The sequence below is a fragment of the Lysinibacillus sp. FSL M8-0134 genome (assembly GCF_038069745.1).
Lineage (GTDB): Bacteria > Bacillota > Bacilli > Bacillales_A > Planococcaceae > Lysinibacillus > Lysinibacillus irui.
In genome coordinates this window covers 3,717,212-3,733,779 of record NZ_JBBPAJ010000001.1, presented here as the reverse complement: position 1 = coordinate 3,733,779, position 16,568 = coordinate 3,717,212, and the positions used below count along the sequence as shown (strand labels likewise).

At 38.4% G+C, this 16,568-nt stretch carries 18 protein-coding genes; all 18 read left to right on the top strand.

Annotation, left to right across the window (positions count from 1 at the left end; all coding sequences use genetic code 11):
- The first annotated feature begins 172 nt into the window (after window positions 1-172).
- The 18 genes from MKY49_RS19015 to MKY49_RS18930 all read left to right on the top strand — a co-directional run bounded on the left by MKY49_RS19015 (window position 173) and on the right by MKY49_RS18930 (window position 16,503).
- Window positions 173-814, top strand: coding sequence for a hypothetical protein (locus tag MKY49_RS19015; protein WP_341386864.1), 642 nt, complete (start codon window positions 173-175; stop codon window positions 812-814).
- 71 nt (window positions 815-885) lie between these two features.
- The gene (locus tag MKY49_RS19010; RefSeq protein ID WP_036124864.1) at window positions 886-1,227 is read left to right on the top strand and encodes a hypothetical protein; all 342 of its coding nucleotides are present in this window, start codon (window positions 886-888) and stop codon (window positions 1,225-1,227) included.
- A 56-nt stretch (window positions 1,228-1,283) separates the two neighbouring features.
- A complete protein-coding gene (locus MKY49_RS19005) occupies window positions 1,284-1,445 on the top strand; it encodes a hypothetical protein (RefSeq protein WP_155273198.1) in 162 nt (53 codons plus the stop codon).
- A 53-nt stretch (window positions 1,446-1,498) separates the two neighbouring features.
- Window positions 1,499-1,960 carry a helix-turn-helix domain-containing protein gene (locus MKY49_RS19000; protein ID WP_036124866.1) on the top strand — a complete coding sequence of 154 codons (462 nt, stop codon included), beginning with the start codon at window positions 1,499-1,501 and terminating at the stop codon, window positions 1,958-1,960.
- A gap of 318 nt (window positions 1,961-2,278) precedes the next feature.
- The gene (locus MKY49_RS18995; protein WP_341386863.1) at window positions 2,279-3,241 is read left to right on the top strand and encodes a hypothetical protein; all 963 of its coding nucleotides are present in this window, start codon (window positions 2,279-2,281) and stop codon (window positions 3,239-3,241) included.
- Between the two features lie 57 nt (window positions 3,242-3,298).
- Window positions 3,299-3,499, top strand: coding sequence for a helix-turn-helix transcriptional regulator (locus tag MKY49_RS18990; protein WP_341386862.1), 201 nt, complete (start codon window positions 3,299-3,301; stop codon window positions 3,497-3,499).
- Between the two features lie 131 nt (window positions 3,500-3,630).
- Entirely contained in the window at window positions 3,631-4,395 is a 765-nt protein-coding gene (locus MKY49_RS18985; RefSeq protein ID WP_341386861.1) for a hypothetical protein, read from the top strand.
- Window positions 4,396-4,460: 65 nt separating this feature from the next.
- The gene (locus MKY49_RS18980) at window positions 4,461-4,781 is read left to right on the top strand and encodes a hypothetical protein (RefSeq protein ID WP_341386860.1); all 321 of its coding nucleotides are present in this window, start codon (window positions 4,461-4,463) and stop codon (window positions 4,779-4,781) included.
- A gap of 1 nt (window position 4,782) precedes the next feature.
- Window positions 4,783-6,963 carry a phage tail protein gene (locus MKY49_RS18975; RefSeq protein ID WP_341386859.1) on the top strand — a complete coding sequence of 727 codons (2,181 nt, stop codon included), beginning with the start codon at window positions 4,783-4,785 and terminating at the stop codon, window positions 6,961-6,963.
- A gap of 68 nt (window positions 6,964-7,031) precedes the next feature.
- Window positions 7,032-7,307: a hypothetical protein gene (locus MKY49_RS18970; protein WP_341386858.1), complete on the top strand. Its 276-nt coding sequence runs from the start codon at window positions 7,032-7,034 to the stop codon at window positions 7,305-7,307.
- Complete coding sequence (locus MKY49_RS18965) at window positions 7,307-9,121, top strand: hypothetical protein (protein WP_341386857.1); 1,815 nt, start codon at window positions 7,307-7,309, stop codon at window positions 9,119-9,121. Before MKY49_RS18970 ends, MKY49_RS18965 begins: the two co-directional genes overlap by 1 nt.
- A gap of 24 nt (window positions 9,122-9,145) precedes the next feature.
- On the top strand, window positions 9,146-9,673 hold the full coding sequence (locus tag MKY49_RS18960; protein WP_341386856.1) for a phBC6A51 family helix-turn-helix protein: 528 nt from the start codon (window positions 9,146-9,148) through the stop codon (window positions 9,671-9,673).
- Window positions 9,674-10,479: 806 nt separating this feature from the next.
- Entirely contained in the window at window positions 10,480-10,689 is a 210-nt protein-coding gene (locus MKY49_RS18955) for a hypothetical protein (RefSeq protein WP_341386855.1), read from the top strand.
- Window positions 10,690-11,449: 760 nt separating this feature from the next.
- Window positions 11,450-12,187 carry a hypothetical protein gene (locus MKY49_RS18950; RefSeq protein ID WP_341386854.1) on the top strand — a complete coding sequence of 246 codons (738 nt, stop codon included), beginning with the start codon at window positions 11,450-11,452 and terminating at the stop codon, window positions 12,185-12,187.
- A gap of 1,184 nt (window positions 12,188-13,371) precedes the next feature.
- Window positions 13,372-14,163: a phosphotransferase family protein gene (locus MKY49_RS18945; protein ID WP_341386853.1), complete on the top strand. Its 792-nt coding sequence runs from the start codon at window positions 13,372-13,374 to the stop codon at window positions 14,161-14,163.
- 144 nt (window positions 14,164-14,307) lie between these two features.
- Window positions 14,308-15,339 carry an ABC transporter permease gene (locus MKY49_RS18940; protein WP_274794481.1) on the top strand — a complete coding sequence of 344 codons (1,032 nt, stop codon included), beginning with the start codon at window positions 14,308-14,310 and terminating at the stop codon, window positions 15,337-15,339.
- Window positions 15,340-15,341: 2 nt separating this feature from the next.
- Window positions 15,342-16,028: an ABC transporter ATP-binding protein gene (locus MKY49_RS18935; RefSeq protein WP_341386852.1), complete on the top strand. Its 687-nt coding sequence runs from the start codon at window positions 15,342-15,344 to the stop codon at window positions 16,026-16,028.
- A 124-nt stretch (window positions 16,029-16,152) separates the two neighbouring features.
- Window positions 16,153-16,503 (top strand): VOC family protein, encoded by a 351-nt coding sequence (locus MKY49_RS18930; protein WP_312507331.1) that lies wholly within the window; start codon window positions 16,153-16,155, stop codon window positions 16,501-16,503.
- The last annotated feature ends 65 nt before the right edge of the window (window positions 16,504-16,568 follow it).

The following is a 16,568-nucleotide window of genomic DNA, read 5'->3' as shown; positions in this document are numbered from 1 at the left end:
GAAAAGTGTTAACGAAATTAATTTTTACCGTGCAGTATATAGTAGGAATTATTTTTTAAATTTTGTCCCAAAAAGAATCATTTTACTGGGTGTATATAGTAGGAGGCAATTCCGTCGATCAACCGGCGTTCACATATAACAAAACAAAATCAAACAATAGGGAGAGATTGATATGGTAGAAACAAAACAACGAGTGTTAGCAGTATTAAAAGGGATTAAGGAGTCGGCACCATTCCAAGCGGTTTTAAACACAACCAAGACACGTGACAATGTTTTCGGCGTTACTCTAAAAACTGAAACTTTTTTAGACTGCTCTCTATTAAGAGATACAGAGGTTACGAATTATACTCTTGAAATTTTTTCTGCATTCCATCAGGACAATATAATCTTTGAAGCACGCTATTGTAATATACAAGATGGTTTTGTGGTAGGAAATACATTAAATGCGTTGCGTGACAACGAGGTGGTTGAGCTGGCGACTAAAGCAATGCTCAACTATGCGGGGACTCCTATTAATGGTGAGTACGGGACATTGTTTAACGCTGATTGGTATTTAGTGGCTGCAGGCGATTCATTCATTAATACAAAGGAATTACAAGCCGGTGATAAGTTATTGACTGCAGAGGAATTTCAAGCGAATTATGATGCTATGACACTAGATGAACAATGTGAACTTGACTTATACTCGCTACGCTTCGTGCTTGCCGAAGGTGTTTATGTTTGGATAGATGGGGCGGATAGATTCTTTAGAGTTGCGAAAGGTTGCGATCGTATTACACCACGAATCGATAACGTTGTAGAGTTTCCAAGTTAAATTGTTGAATTATCGAAGGACTCATTTACATGACTTTTATTATAAAAACCAAAAAAGGGAGAGATTTTATTATGACAAAAACAATCGAGGTAACTAAATCAGTTGAGCAAAAAGCTTTAGAGGTATTAACGGCAATTAAAGGACTGTCCGTATATAAAACAACTGGATTTGAAAATCAAATTTATGATGAAAAAAGTAATGGGTTATTCGCAGCTAATCTATATAAAGCATCGGATGTAGAGCAGGCCGACCTAATTTTTTATGTAATCACTATTGTCGAAGGGCTCGGTGGAGATCAATTATTTTCAGGAATGTTGTTTGACAATCATGTTCTCATTAACAACGAAGAAATGACGTATTCGGATTTAATCGCTAAAGCAGACGCAGCTATGCGTAAATTCATGGGTCAATAATCGTATGTCTGCCCGTCTGATTGGCGGGCTATCATCTTATAATCGGAGGGATTGTAATGTCTAATAAACAGGCGAATTTTAACGAAACCATTGAGGAAGCGATTCAAACTTATAAAGCGATTAATTCAGAAACTTTAGATGCCCACGAGAAAGTAGAGCATATCGACCGCCATTTAGAATTAGAGGAGCGCAGAAAAGAATTGCGAGAGAAGTTGTAGAAACAGGGAGGCAAGCACATAGGGAGATTATATGTAATAAAGGAGACGATATTATGACGGAAACTCAAAAACAACAAAGACCATTGCCTTACGAATGGGGTGTCGGATGGGTAGCTGTACAAAACGAAGCGCTAACGATTTATACATTACATCCTAAATTTAAAGGTAATACGTTTTTAGTCTACTTGTACTTACTAAAAAACTACAATCATCGTGAGGGACGTAGTTTCCCATCTTATGCGAATATGTCGCGAACGCTTGGAATACATGAGGATACCATCGGTAGGTGTATTGAAACGCTTGGAAAGCTCGGTATGGTAAACGTTCATCGTTTAGGTGGCCCACAGCGTTACAGTTTTTATTATACGTTTAATCCATTGTTGACCGATGAAGAAGAATTCGTGAGACGTTTTCCGGAGGCTCAGGCTAAATTGGAGAAGCGTAAAGAGGCACAGAGAAAAGCAGATGAGGAAAAGAGACGAGCCGAAGAAGCAGAAATAATTGAATGGATATAAGTTGACACCCGTATTTTTCGCTAATGACACCCGTACTTTTCTCTAGCGGCTAAGATTATTTAGGATGTATAAAGACTTAATTCTATAAAGACGTAATATATAAAGACTTAATAATTAACGAGTCTTTATGCTAACGCATAAATCCTCTATTGTATTTTCTAACGAAAATCCAATGACTATCATTATTGTAATAACAATATATCGATATAAAAGAATATCGGTAATAACAAGTAAATAAGAGATAACGATAATACTCGGATATATCTATCGAAATATGTGAACATATTAGCGGAGATATAAAAAGAAAGGGGGCAGCCAATGACGAAAGCAGTCGCAGCTAAAATGAGAGCCAGTAAAACTACGTTCGCACTAATCGAATATGCAAAAGCTGACGGAATCACTATAACGTATGAAAACGTCTATCCAGGCTCGATATATACGCATAAAATTCTCAAGGCGTACCACTACGTCAAGACTAGCCAAGATATGCCGAAATCTAAAAATCCGTCAATCCTTGAGCGGTTTGCAAATGTAGATGACGTACCACTAAAAACTGCGAAGGTTACGACGCTAGAAGGGATGGCAAGGGAGTTCGCTAAATTATCGGAGTATCTGGATCGTCAGAGTATCAAAGCGAATCCACCAGTTACCGATAAAGCATATGTTGAGCGTTCGGATTTTACTATTACCGATTTATATAACGATTTGATGTCGAGGATTGAATGGTCATTGTTCCGATATATGGCGTTGCTTCACACGTTTGGACTCGACGCGCTGCCTTATTATACTACCGTACTGGATTACTCGTATTACGTCCAACAGCGTAAGAAGTTTCGGAGATGTAAGTATATGTTTTGTCTGAACATGTTCGCTATTGAAGGCGATAATTTACGCGATAGTAAGTCAAAGCGAGTAGATAGCCGATTCTGTTGTGATACATGTCGCAAAGCCTCGCATGAATCGAAAAAACGCTTTAAACGTACAGGCTCGTATTTGCCGATTGAATATTATGCACCTATTTACGGTGAGTCGGTGGATGATCGATATAGACTTCATGAGGAAACGCAGCCGTCCTATAAGGTGGAAACGGAAATAATGAAGAAGAAGCCTATGTTCAAAGTAAAACTGAAAAATGAAAGTTATAAGCATGGAGAAATGGTCAAATATAAAACGTTGGCAGAAGCTAAACAAGCCCAAATAATTGCTGAAAAAGTTGATAAAATAGCCGTTTATCGTCAGATTATCCGTCGGACGAACCCCTATATTAGTGAAGGGCGATAGCCCGCATTTATTTTTAGGTATTATGTGAGCAAACGATATTAAAAGGAGGAAAACGATATGACGGGGGAACAGTTAAAGAAATTGCGCGAGACTTTAGTTATGACACAAAAGGAGTTTGCTGAGATGGTAGGTGTAGGTTGTAGCACGATATCTAATATAGAGAGTGGCGCGCGTACAATGAGTTTGTTGACACGTGCAAAGATCATTCAAAAAATACAATCTGACGAAGCTTCTTCTATTTTTGTTGGTAGATATTAAATTTAAGCATAATTATCAACAATATCATAATACCACAAATAACATTGAAAGTAAAGCGTTTTGTGATGGTGATTAACGTCATCATTGCACAACTGAATAAAAAACTAACAAATAAAGGGGAAATGAAAATTATGACAATCCAAAAATTAAGCGAGCTATTTGAACAAGGTTACGAAATTAGATCGAAATTCGCCACAACAATCGCTACTCAAGTAAGAGAAGGAATGAATGATCCACTGGCCAAGATTAGAAATGACCAACATCTTACGCCTCAAGGTAAAAAGGCAAAGGAAGCAGAATTTAAGCGCGAAGCAGCTCGAGAAGTGTTTGAGGTTGTAGCAAAAGAAAAGGCCACATATGCGAAGGTTGCTGCAGAAGCTACGGCGCTTGCTAAAAAGATGAAAACGGAAGCTATTAAGCCTCCAGCTAACACGGTTGATGTTAAGTTATTCGAGCAAGAACTCGCTGCGTTACAGACGTCCATCATGCTTAGTACAAACGTGGATACAGCAATTAAAACAATTGACGCTTTTCAATCAAAATATGATGAACCTTACTACGCTGCAGAACTGCAAAAAGCGTTCCCTGCGTTTATCCAGATGGTAACTGCTATCGATGATAGTCCAAAGCATAAACAAGCATTAGCACGCGTTTATACTAGCATCCAGGCAAAGGCTACTACGCCAGAAGTGGAGAAGGCTGACAGTATCCTATCGTACTTTAGTGATGGTGAGGACATTAAGTTGTTCCGTGAGGGATCACCTCAGCACGACACTGTTAAGACGTATATTGGTGCCATCGCAAATCACATTAATTCACCAGAAAAGGCCATTGGTATTCTCGACGGCACAGTACAAACTTTTGCAGGCATGGAGGGAACAAATGTAATTGAATAACAATTGGGGCGGACTTAGTTCCGCCTTTTCTTATTTCCATAAAAACAACGAGGAGGACACAAGGGATGGAATTAACGGCCGAACAACAACTAGCAATCATAAAAGACGCAAGCTTACTCGCAATGAACTCGTTGCCACCTAACTTTTTCAGAGAAAACGGTGGTCACAAAGATAGGATGCGAGAACTTGAATCATTAAAATTCCAACTTAATGGAGTAGTTGACGCTGAACTAACTAAGTTATCGAGCGATGTTAAAGTATCAATTGAATTGGTAGTTAAATATTTAAGGACCAATAAAGAGAAATTTAGAAAACAAGCTCTTAGACAAAGTGACGATGTTTTTGCGGAGATCATAAAAGTCTCCAAGCGTATTGGGGGCGTCTGATATGGCCGTTAATTTGACAGCTGTGTTTCGCGTCAGAGATCAGGGGACTAGTCGTCTGCGCCGCATCACGCAATTGATGGAGCGCATGAACCGTACGAGCCGTACTACTAGCGAAAGTATGTCGAGAGCGCAATCGGCAACTAATCGTCTTGGAGGCGCCGTATCTTCAACGTCAAATCGTATGAACGGCTTTTCTGCAAGTATTAGCCGACTTCACGTAGGTTCTAACGGACTCAGTGCGTCGTTACGTGGGATGCAATCCGCATTAATAGGGCTAGCAGGCGCATACGTAGGAGCGAACGGTGCTGCTAAATTGCTAAATTTGACGATTGGAGCCGCAGCAAACTACGAACAAAATGCGATGGCTATTAGTGGAATGTTTGGCGATGATAAGCAAGCTAAAAAGTATCTTCAAATGGTAGAAAAGGCGGCAATTGCTAGTCCTGTTTTAAATAGTACGGATATGATGACAAACTCAAAAGCATTCATAGGAATCAGTAAGAACCTTGATGAGTTAAAACAAGTTTGGGGACTAGTTGAACGTATACAAGCACTTTCTGGCGTAGACACTCAACAGGCGGCTTTCTCAACAAAAGAGCTTATGCAAGGTGACTACGTTTCAATGTACGAGGCAGTCGGACTAGATAAAAAGGAATTGCAAAAAATCACTAAAATGGACGGCATGTCTGCTAAGATGGCCGGTTTGGATAAATTATTAACCAAAATGGGCGTTACAGATGAAATGGTTAATAAGATGGGAAATACGACAAAAGGATTGTGGTCACAACTTGAGGAAAAGTCACAGACGTTCTTTAAAAACATAGGAATGGAAAGCAATACGAAACTAGCGGACTTTCTAAGGCGACTAAATAAGATGTTTGATGGTCTTGATACGACTTCTATCAGCAATAAATTGGGTAGTATGCTCGGCAAAGCGACTGACAGAGCAATAGCACTCTATGACTTATTCGTGAAGTTTCGTAAACCAATCGCTTATGCTGCAGGCGCATTCGCAACGTTTGTTGGTGCTTTGGCTGTAGTTGGAACAATTTCCGCGTTGGCAAATCCTATAGCGCTAATAGCGATGGGGATATCATCTGCAGCCGTTGGATTTAAGGCTCTTTACGACAACAGTGAAACGTTTAGAGGAATCATTGACGGTATAGTCGGCAAGGTTAAAACACTTATGTCCGCATTCAAGACGGGCGGAACGGGCGGCTTAATTAACGCACTATTCCCACCAGATATTGCAGCAAGAGTTAATTCGGCAGTAGACGGAATCAAGACGAAGATTTCCGGATTATTGACTGCGTTCAAAGAAGGCGGAGTTAGAGGCGTACTTGAAACGTTAATATCGCCAGAAGCCATTGACGCAATAATGGCGCGCTTTGCTACGTTGAAAGAACAATTTATCAGCGTCTTTTCTAGCATCGCAGGCTATGTGCTACCGGTCATCCAAGCGTTTTGGACTGCAGCACAACCGATACTTGGCGCTTTGTGGAACGCCTTAAAAATCGTAGCTGACGTTGCAATGCTCGCTTGGAATAATATCCTTGCACCGGCGATCACATTCGTTATGAAAGCATTCACTATGCTGTGGGAAGTCGTTGGTCCGATTATGGAGCTTATGGGTTCAGTAATTGGCGCAGCATTCGCGGTATTGCGTTTAGTGTGGGATACAATTGTCGGCCCGTTTGTTGCGTTTCTTGCGGGAACATTTACACAAGTATTTGGAGCAGCTACAGAAATTGTAAAGGCGTTAACTCCAGTATTTAAAACAGTAGGTAGCTGGATTAGTACAGCAGCAGGCTATTTAAAGACTTTCGCAGATATTCTCGGCAAGATTAAAATGCCAGACTGGATCGGTAAAATCGGTTCGGGTGCCGTTAGTTGGGCGAAGAAGTTGATACCAGGCGGTGGCAACAGTAAACCGGATGGCTCGCACTATCACGGTTTAGACAACGTTAGGTATGACGGATACAGAGCCGTTTTGCATCGTGGTGAGGCCGTGCTTAATCGCCAGGATGCCGAGGCATATCGTAACGGCCAAGCTGGTGGAGGTTCTAGTATGCCTGCAATTAACATTGCGAAGATGGAAGTTCGTAAGGAATCGGACATTCAAGACATTGCTTATAGGTTAGCGAAATTAATCGAGGAACATAGATTTCAAGTTGGTAGGTAATCGTATTTAAATTAACGAAGGCAGGCGCTCAATTGCGCTTGTCTTTTATATTTCTAAGGGGGATTAGCATGGAGAAAAATAACTTAAAGACTATTCAACAACACACGATTTTAGCTGCCTTTACAACGGCATTAGGCTTCGCAGACAGAGAAACGATTGCGGCCTTACAAGAGGATTTAATGGCACTAAATCAGATGGTAGAAACGCCAGAAACGACTACAGCACGCAATTTAGTCTCATCAGCGATTATGTTCCATGTAACAGGTGACGCAGAACATCTTCGTGTTGCAGCCGATGCTCGCGATGAGGTCGCTGATTTATTGATTGCAGGAGGTACTAACTAATGAATATGAGCGAACGTAAAGCACGATTAAAACAGTTACGACGCGCAATCAATGCGTTGGCTAAGAAAGCAGGCAAAGGAAGATTAACAAGCCAGGAACAATTACAACTCGTAGCGATGGATCGCGAAAGTGAGCGCCTAGAATCGATCATTAAAGGTGAGCATGATGTAGCGCACTTTGCGTACGAATACTTTTCGGACGAACGCAATTCAGGCAATGATGCCGGAAATATTATCCGTAATTTCAGCGATGATCGACCGCATGAAACGATAGAAGAAACTGCAGCTATTCATAGCGATATGTATGACGTTTGTGATGCGATTACTAAGCGTAAAGATAAGCGATTCGTTATTGCAGCGCCACGTGGTCATGCAAAAAGTTCGATAGTTAGTACGATCAAAGCACTTCATTCACTAGCATACGGACACGATAATTACATCCTTATAATTTCCGAGACAGACACGCTTGCCAAGCGATTGGTAGCGTCTATTGCAAACCAATTGAAGCATAACGAAAAATTACGTGAGGACTTCGGAGAGTTGCTTCATAAGCAGTCTAATAAGAATGAGCGAGATAACGAGGATACGTTTATTACTACGAATAAGCAATTAGTAGAGGCATCGTCAGCAGGGAAGTCACTGCGCGGTAAAACCTTTAACGGTCAGCGTCCTTCGCTATGTATCTGCGATGATTTATCTTCGTTGAACAATGAAGCCACGGAGGAACAACGCCAGAAGTTAATTCACTGGTGGAACTCAACCGTTGAGCCTTTACCTTCGGCGGACGGCGTTATCGTATTCGTAGGAACAAAAGTTACAGCAACCGGCCTATTGTCGCATCTACTGGAACGTCGCGACTATAAGCGACTATTTCATGCTGCAGTCATCAATGAGCCGGATAATCCTCATTTATGGAGCGACTATTTGCACATGTACTCAGGCGAAGCAACAGACGCTGAACTAGACGAATACTACGAGAAACATCAGGACGAACTAGAATCGGGCATAGAACTAGCGTGGTCTAATCGCTGGACATACCGTGAGCTAATGCATGTTAAGGCGTCCATCGGCAGTCGTGCCTTTGCTTCGGAGTATATGAATCAATCATTCGCGAGCGATGAGCAACATTTCAGCCCAGAGGAATATGCTTACGGGCGTAGAGTTTTCGATGGACAATATCACCTGGACGCAATCGAATACAACGATAAATACTACTATTTAAAAAATATGGATGTTGTGGCGTGTTGGGATCCTGCTCTAGCAAGCAATAAACGATCAGCACTTAATGCGTTTGTGACGCTAGGGCGCGACAAAGACTCGGGGCTAGTATTTGTAATCGACGTGTATGCATCGCGACAAGTGCCATCGGAGTTTATTATGGAAATCTTACCACGATTAGCGGAATACAAACCGCACAAGGTTGTCGTAGAGGGCATCGGAGCATACCGCGCATATGCCGAACAGTTAGCTGATGCAATGCGCCACAACTCAATCTATCATACTCGGATGGAAACGCTGAAAACTCACGGCACTAAGTCGAAGGCAAGTCGCATCGAATCGTTAGAGGTACCACTTGCAAACCATTCGCTTATCCTTAATCGCGATCATAAAGAAGTATATCGGGAGTTGCAAGAGTATCCGAATGGAGTTGTCGATGTTTTAGATGCTATTGAAATGGCGTTCAGTACGGCCAAAAAGAAAAGAGCGCAGATTATACCAAAACCTGATTGGATGTATGGTCCGCCAACTTCACCGACTGATCGTGACCGTACAGGGCGAGCGATTGGACGCCGTCAAATAGGACGAGGATTTTAATAAGAAACGGGAGGAAATAACGATATGACAAACGAAATCAAAGCAATCGAGGAACAATATGAGCCTGCAGAGGTATTGGAGAGCGAGGCTTTCATGCAACCGACTTTACCGGACGCTGAAAACTACGACTTAAAGCCGCATCAAATCAAAGCAGCACAAGCAGTTATGATTAACGATATGACATTTAAGAAACGGGGCAGCAAGCGCAAACCTTATAAGCAAATCGCCGCTGAATTAGGGATTGACGAGGATACGCTTATTCGCTATCGAGCTATGCCGGAGTTTCAACGTTATGTAAGGGATAGCGTACAGATGAGCGCCGGCTCTGCTATTCCAATGGCAATCACACGTTTGCAACAGTTAGCAGACGGCAGTATTACGGGAACGCCGTCAATCAGAGCTATCGAGATGTTACTCGAAATGGCTGGCGTTTATAGTAAGTCGTCGAAGCTTGAAGTTAGCAGTCAACAACCGATGATACAAGCGCAAGTTACAGATGATGACATCGCTCGTATTATCGCTAAGGCAGACGCAGACGATACAAACGAATAGAACGACCATGACCGAGTGTATGAGCGCAATAGATCGCTTGTATGCTCGGTCTTTTTTTGTGTGCAAGTATCGGACTAGTGCGGATATTCGGTAGTAAATCGGTGGTCATAGCGATATGATTGTGTACATATCCGAATACATCAGGCAGAGGGTTCGGGCGGACGAAGCGTTCTAAAATCGGGGGTCAAATCAATGCGAATCAACGTTATCTTTTATGCATTCGTAATCAATCATACTGTTACAGTTACATAACGTAACCATGCGTAGATGCTGCGTTTGAACGTTGTGTATAAAATAATGCATAAACGTTACTTTCGGTGAAGTAAAGAAACGTTGATTTATCAATGTTTTATATGTTGTTCTAGTTTACATAATTATAATTTTGGGAAGTTGAAATGAATAAATATTCTATTGATATACATTTTGTCGAAGTTACGTTAATTGAATATAGAAACCTCCCAACGGCCACCGATCATATCCCGCCTCTCTACGTCATACACAAAATAAATTTCATTTTTAAAGACGGTAGTCAATGTAATCTGCGTAATTCAGCGCTGTCAGATACATCGAGAATCGTTTGGACGGGTAGTTGTGCGTGTAGAATCGTCTGAATGGAGTTTGATAAATGGTCGTTTACATATAGTTAATGTTATTATATTGATGAAATATAATGAAGAGGTATAGCGATGTATAATTTAACTATAGTTTCAGAAGTAACTAATAACAAGGAAGCGAAAATAATTAAACATGTTAATTACATAAGAAGGCGTTATCCGAACTTTGGATTATATAGTGGGGTACACTTAATGCTAACTAGTGATGAGCTAGGACAATATGCTGTATTTGCGAGTGATGTTAAGCGTTTAGGTAGTATGAAATTGGCGTTAGAAAATCTAGTATTAACGCGTACTAATACGGTAGACTTGCTTAAAATAATCAATAGCGCTAGTTCGGACTTGGCTGATTTAGCGACGAATGAGCAGAAATATTTTGACTTTCCGTTAGGCTTAAAGTAGACTAGCGATAATAGGAAAACGGTCGTTTACGCATTATTCGATTAAATGTCCGCTCAAATTAACGTTTAGCATGTCGGAGTATCTAACGCACTTTTTTCACGACTCAAAATCGTGTTCCTTTGGAGTGTCGGTTCGACCCCGACCACCGGTATCATCACGTATATTTACGTTTAGTTTAGCTCACAAACCCTGTAATCTCAAGGTTTGTGAGCTTTTTGGCATTTTTGGGGTTACGATAGGAAACGATAAGAATCGAAATCATTTTAAACACCAGCAAGATCACCTGTTAGGGATTTTTATCGAAAGAGAAATTGAACATTTAAGGGAGGCATTCCATCCGGTAAATGAGGTTATTGGAAAATCAATTCATTTTATTTCCTTATTTATTAAATTATTTAAATTATATTGGAAATTATTAATACTATAGTTTATTATTAGAATATAAGGTTGAATTTACACATAGTGTTAAAGATTTTCTCTTCAACCGCACATTCAGATTTTCCATCAATTGTTTTTCATTAACATTGGACATATCACTATAAAGTATTTACATGAAGGAAGTGTTTGTAGTGATTTTGTTTATTTAAAGCATTTTAAAGGAGGTATCATAATTTTAATACAGGTTGTTAAGTTGAAAGTGAGACTGTGTAAAACTGTAAATGATAACTTTAGTTATAGAATAATGAAATACAGGAAATTATACGTATCACTCTTCAATCCTATTTTAAATTTAAGTTTAAATAAAAAAGGAGGAAATAGTATGAAGAGATTTAGTTTGTTTAAGTTATTAGTTACTGTGATTCTGGTTATCTGTGTATCAATGTCCGGTTTTCAGGGAAATGCTTTTGCAGCAAGTGCAAACAGCCCAGAAAAAACTGTCACTGTTTATGGTTGGTCATATACATATTATTCTGGAGTTCATAATGATTCAAAAGGTACTTGGGCTCGAGGGGTGGTAAATATGCAAAGTTATCTTCCAGTAGGCTATGTTGGAATTAACGCAAAATTATATGATAATACAGGAAGGCTTATGACATCTAGCAATTGGGTATATAATAATACTTCTGGGAACATTGGAACTATGGCTGTAGATACAATAAAAATTGTTTCAAGTGGATCTGGAACTTACTATGCTAAATCTGAAATGCAATTTTATAATGGAAATGGATACAATTCCTATACAAGTAATGCAACACCATATCTTCAACGTTCTTTAGTTAATATTATTCCAAACAAATCATATGAAGTTAATGAAAATAATTTAACTTATGGATCAAATTTTTATGCAAAGTCAATAGAAGATAGTCCAGATTTAATACTAGCAGTTGGAAAAAATGGGGTTGAAGGATATGTTTACTCCAAGGATATTAATTTAGAATTAAACACACTAGGTGAGGTATTAGCTTACATTAATGCAGGGCAACCGAATAATACTGTACCGGTTTATGCTAAAGATGGGATTACAATTATAGATACTTTTGAATTAATAGCTGAATAAATTATAATCGTATCTTCAAGATAGCGTACTATGATTTCATTATTGGTTTAGCAAGAAGTTTTTCAAACGCAATCGGAACAGAAGATAGCTATGAACTTTTCAAAGACTTTGGAGAAGTCGTCCATGAGTATTATATATGATGTGCCTTGTACGAAGAGTCAGTAACAAATACCAGTACAGTACAAATTGGTAGTTTAAACGCCAGTATGGTATATCTTATAAGTATCTAGACCTTTTTAAAAAACTAATATTTAAGGAAGTTCTACATTGAATAATAGTATTCAATGTAGAACTTTTTTATAGTATTAGAAGACTTTTTCAGAGGTCAGAGGACTACGATGGAAAAATAATCCTTGTTGTCTGGTGGGGAGTTTTGGTTATATATACATTGGTTAAAATTGAATTGTCTTTTCTTCATATCTTTTTTTTATAGGGGGAAAATTAAATTTCAAATCAATATTAAGCTCGAATAACAGCACCAAAATGGGAATAGTGTTTCTAAATTTTAACCTTATAATTTTCGAGAACACCTTCTGAATCGAATACCTTCAAGAATCTTTATCAAATTTTTTAAAAACTATATTATTTGATTTTGGTATATTTGGTAGTATATAACACTTAAATTTAGTTAACGGGTAGAACCCGCTTCAGATAACCATTTTCCATGGTCATGTAATGATATTTTAAAGCGAGTTCTTTTTATGTTAAAGCCACTACTGAGAAAGTAGAAGTGACCAGCGATTTTGCACCATTTGTATATTGGTAACTTCATATAATAGGAGGGTGATAACTTGTTGCTTTATTATCATTAACGTAGCAGGTTACTTGGAGCAGGTAAATTAAGACTTCAACTTCTTTTTTGAAGTCTTTTTTGTCTTTATGCGACAATAATAACTTATAACTTGTGGCTATGCTTGATAACAGTAGGTAAAATGGAGAAGAGGAGAACAATCAAGTGACAAGTTCAATCTGTGATAGTTATCTTGTTTTTTAATGTTTTCTTCCGTAATTGGCTATGCCAAATAATTCTCTAATTATAAAGGAACTTTCCTATTCAAAACTTGTTACTATGGGGGGTTAATTTAATTGCAGGAAAATATCATTTTAACTGATATTTTATAGAAATATAGAAATAGTAATGTGGAAGTATAGAATCTAGCATCAAAGCTGAGGTGTTGAAAATTTTGAAACCCATACAACTAAACGAAATACCAAAAGAGATCGTCGAGTATGTCGGAGCAGTTATTAATATTCATTTTCCTAGACAGGGACATACATCGGATGTAGGAATTCTTAATTCTAAAAGAGGGACATTCGTTTTAAAAAGAGCAAAAGGAATGCCATTCTGTGCTTGGTTATCGAAAGAAGCATGGGTACTTAAAAATCTAGCAGCATCTGCTTTACCTACTCCGAGGCTATATTATTTTATCGAACAACCATTACAAAATCAGTCATGGGCTTTAATGGCATATTTAGAAGGCGACACCGTTAGAAGCGCTCTAGAAAAAGAGGGTAATACAGAAAATAGACATGAAATACTATTTAACTTTGGAAAGACGCTATCTGCCATTCATTCAACTCCATGTCCAGAGGAGTTAATAAAGGACACAGTATGGATAGACGATATGCTAGAACAAGCTGAGTTTAATATGAAAAATTATAAAGTAGATGGCACAGCTGAATTGTTAAGTAGGTTGAAGAGACACAAACCAAAGATAACTCAGCAAACCTTTATTCATGGTGATTTCACAATTGATAATGTACTTGTACATAATCGGAGGATTTCGGGAATAATTGATTGGAGCGCTGGAGCATGGGGTGACCCACGATATGATGTTGCTTTAGCAGTTCGTCCTAAGCCATGGGCATTTGAAACAGAAATAGATAAACAAATTTTTTATGAAGGGTATGGCGTAAAGTTAATAGACGAAAGTGAATACAACTATTTTAAAAATGGATTATATGAATTTTTTTAAAAAATTAATAAACCTTCAACCACTCTAAAGGATAAAAATATCTTTGAGTGGTTTTTTGTTTTCTATGTCTTTTTTATATTAGTTCATTCTCCGTTCATTTAACAATTTTAAGATATGGGTATCAACGAAATGGAGGGGTTAAGGATGAATCTTGCCTGGAAGGAAATAAAGAAGAATAAAGTACGGTTTTTAATTTTGGGCTCCATTATTTTTCTAGTAAGCTTTTTAACATTTATTATTTCAGGTTTGGCAAATGGCCTGTCACAAGATAATGCAGCATTAATTAAAGATTTACCAAAGGGACATTTTTACATGGCTGAGGATGCAGAGGGTACGTTTAATCTTTCGAGAATCGATAGCAATCTTCAGCAGGAGGTAATGGGTAAAGAGAAAGAGGCAGTGGCTTTTTCGATTCAAATGGGCTTTTTAAATGATAAGGACGATAAACAGCAGAGTGTTGCTTTTGTTTCATCTACGGAATCCACACTGTTTAAAAATGTACATCAAGGTGAGGTTATTTTAGATAGCTCGTTGCAGGAAAAAGGGATTCAGATTGGTGACGTATTGACGAATAATCAATACAGTGGAGAATTTATTGTCAAAGGGTTTGTAGAGCAAAAGAAATTTAGTCATTCGCCTGTCGCTTATATTAGTAAAGAGGCCTACCAGGAAATGTACCGAGTAAAAGATATGCAGCTAATTTTTGTACCAAACAGCGGAGCAGAGGACATTAATGAGCTTCAGGCATATAGCAATAAAGAATTTCTCAATACTATTCCTAGCTATAATGCGGAACAGTTGTCCTTAAACATGATCATTTGGTTTTTAGTTGTGATTAGCGGCATGCTATTCGCTATTTTCTTCTATATGATGAATGTACAAAAAATTGGTTTGTACGGCATTTTAAAAGCAATTGGTTTAAAAACAAGTAGGTTGTTCAAAATGATTTGGACTCAAATGGTTATTATTACAGCTCTATCACTTGTGGTATCAGTCAGTCTTAGCCAGGTTTTCAATGTAGTTGCTCCCAAAGGAATGCCTTTCACCTTAACATTTGGTACAACAACACAATTATCCATGGTGTTCCTCATCATTGGTTTTATCGGAGCGACATTGTCAGGGCTACAAATTAAAAAAATTGAACCGTTACAAGCTATACAACAAGGGGAGGCTTAATCATGACGTTATTTACAATCGATGCAGTAAGAAAAACGTTTAAAAATGGCGAAGTCGAAGAAGAAATTTTGAAAGGCATTAATCTTTCATTAAAAGAGGGAGAAATTACGGCATTGGTTGGTGCCTCTGGTTCAGGGAAAAGTACATTGTTAACGATAGCAGCTGGATTGCAGAAAGCAACTGAAGGGCAAGTACTCTTTGAGGAACAAAATCTTACAAAGATGAGCACTGAACAGATACGAAAGTTGCGTGCTAGTAAATTTGGCTTTGTCTTTCAATTCGCGCATCTCGTACCCTTTCTTACAGTGGAGGAGCAGCTGCTATTAATGCTAGATGTAGCTGAATCTCCATTAAAGAGTCATGAACAGCAGTATGAAGTGAATCGCTTATTACAATTGGTGGGAATGGCTCATCGTAAAAAAGCTTATCCTTCTTCATTATCAGGTGGGGAAAAACAGCGTGTTGCAATTGCACGTGCGATCATCCATCAACCTAAAGTATTATTTGCTGATGAGCCAACAGCTAGCTTAGATTCCCAGCGTTCTCAAGAAATTATGTTTTTACTCAGAGAATTAACCAAAACATTAAAGATTACAACGTTGATGGTGACGCATGATGAAGAAATGTTAGCTTATACAGACCGTATTGTTAAAATGAACGATGGTATTGTATTAAAAACTATACAGTAAGTTTTTAGGCTCTCACTAATTGATAAAACTAAATATTAATGTCATTTTTTAATTAAATAAAGAGGAAATCTTATCTAGTTTATTGAACTAATCATTATGCTTCAATATGTAGAGGAGGATCTATATGGGAAGAGTGGTCGGTTTTGAATTAAATAGTCAAGATCCAGAGAAAGCAGCTGCGTTTTATAATAAGGTGTTTGGCTGGGAGGTGGCACCCCCCTTTTGGGATTATAGAGAAGTTACGACAGGGAACGAAGAGATAAAAGGGATTGATGGTGGAATAGGTAAAGGACCAAGCGATTTTCCACATGGTACTCGTATTCAAATTGAAGTAGATGCCATTGATGAAGTGATTGAACAGGCAAAAAACAATGGTGCTTCTATTTTGCGAGATAAAATGGAATTTGATAATTTTTTTCTTGCCTATTTGGTTGATCCGACTGGAATAGGCATAGGATTAATTCAATATAAATAAAAAAAGCCTCTTAAAGAAGAGGCTTTTTTAATTTTTAAGAAGTAGTTTTTAGGGTAAAGAATCGA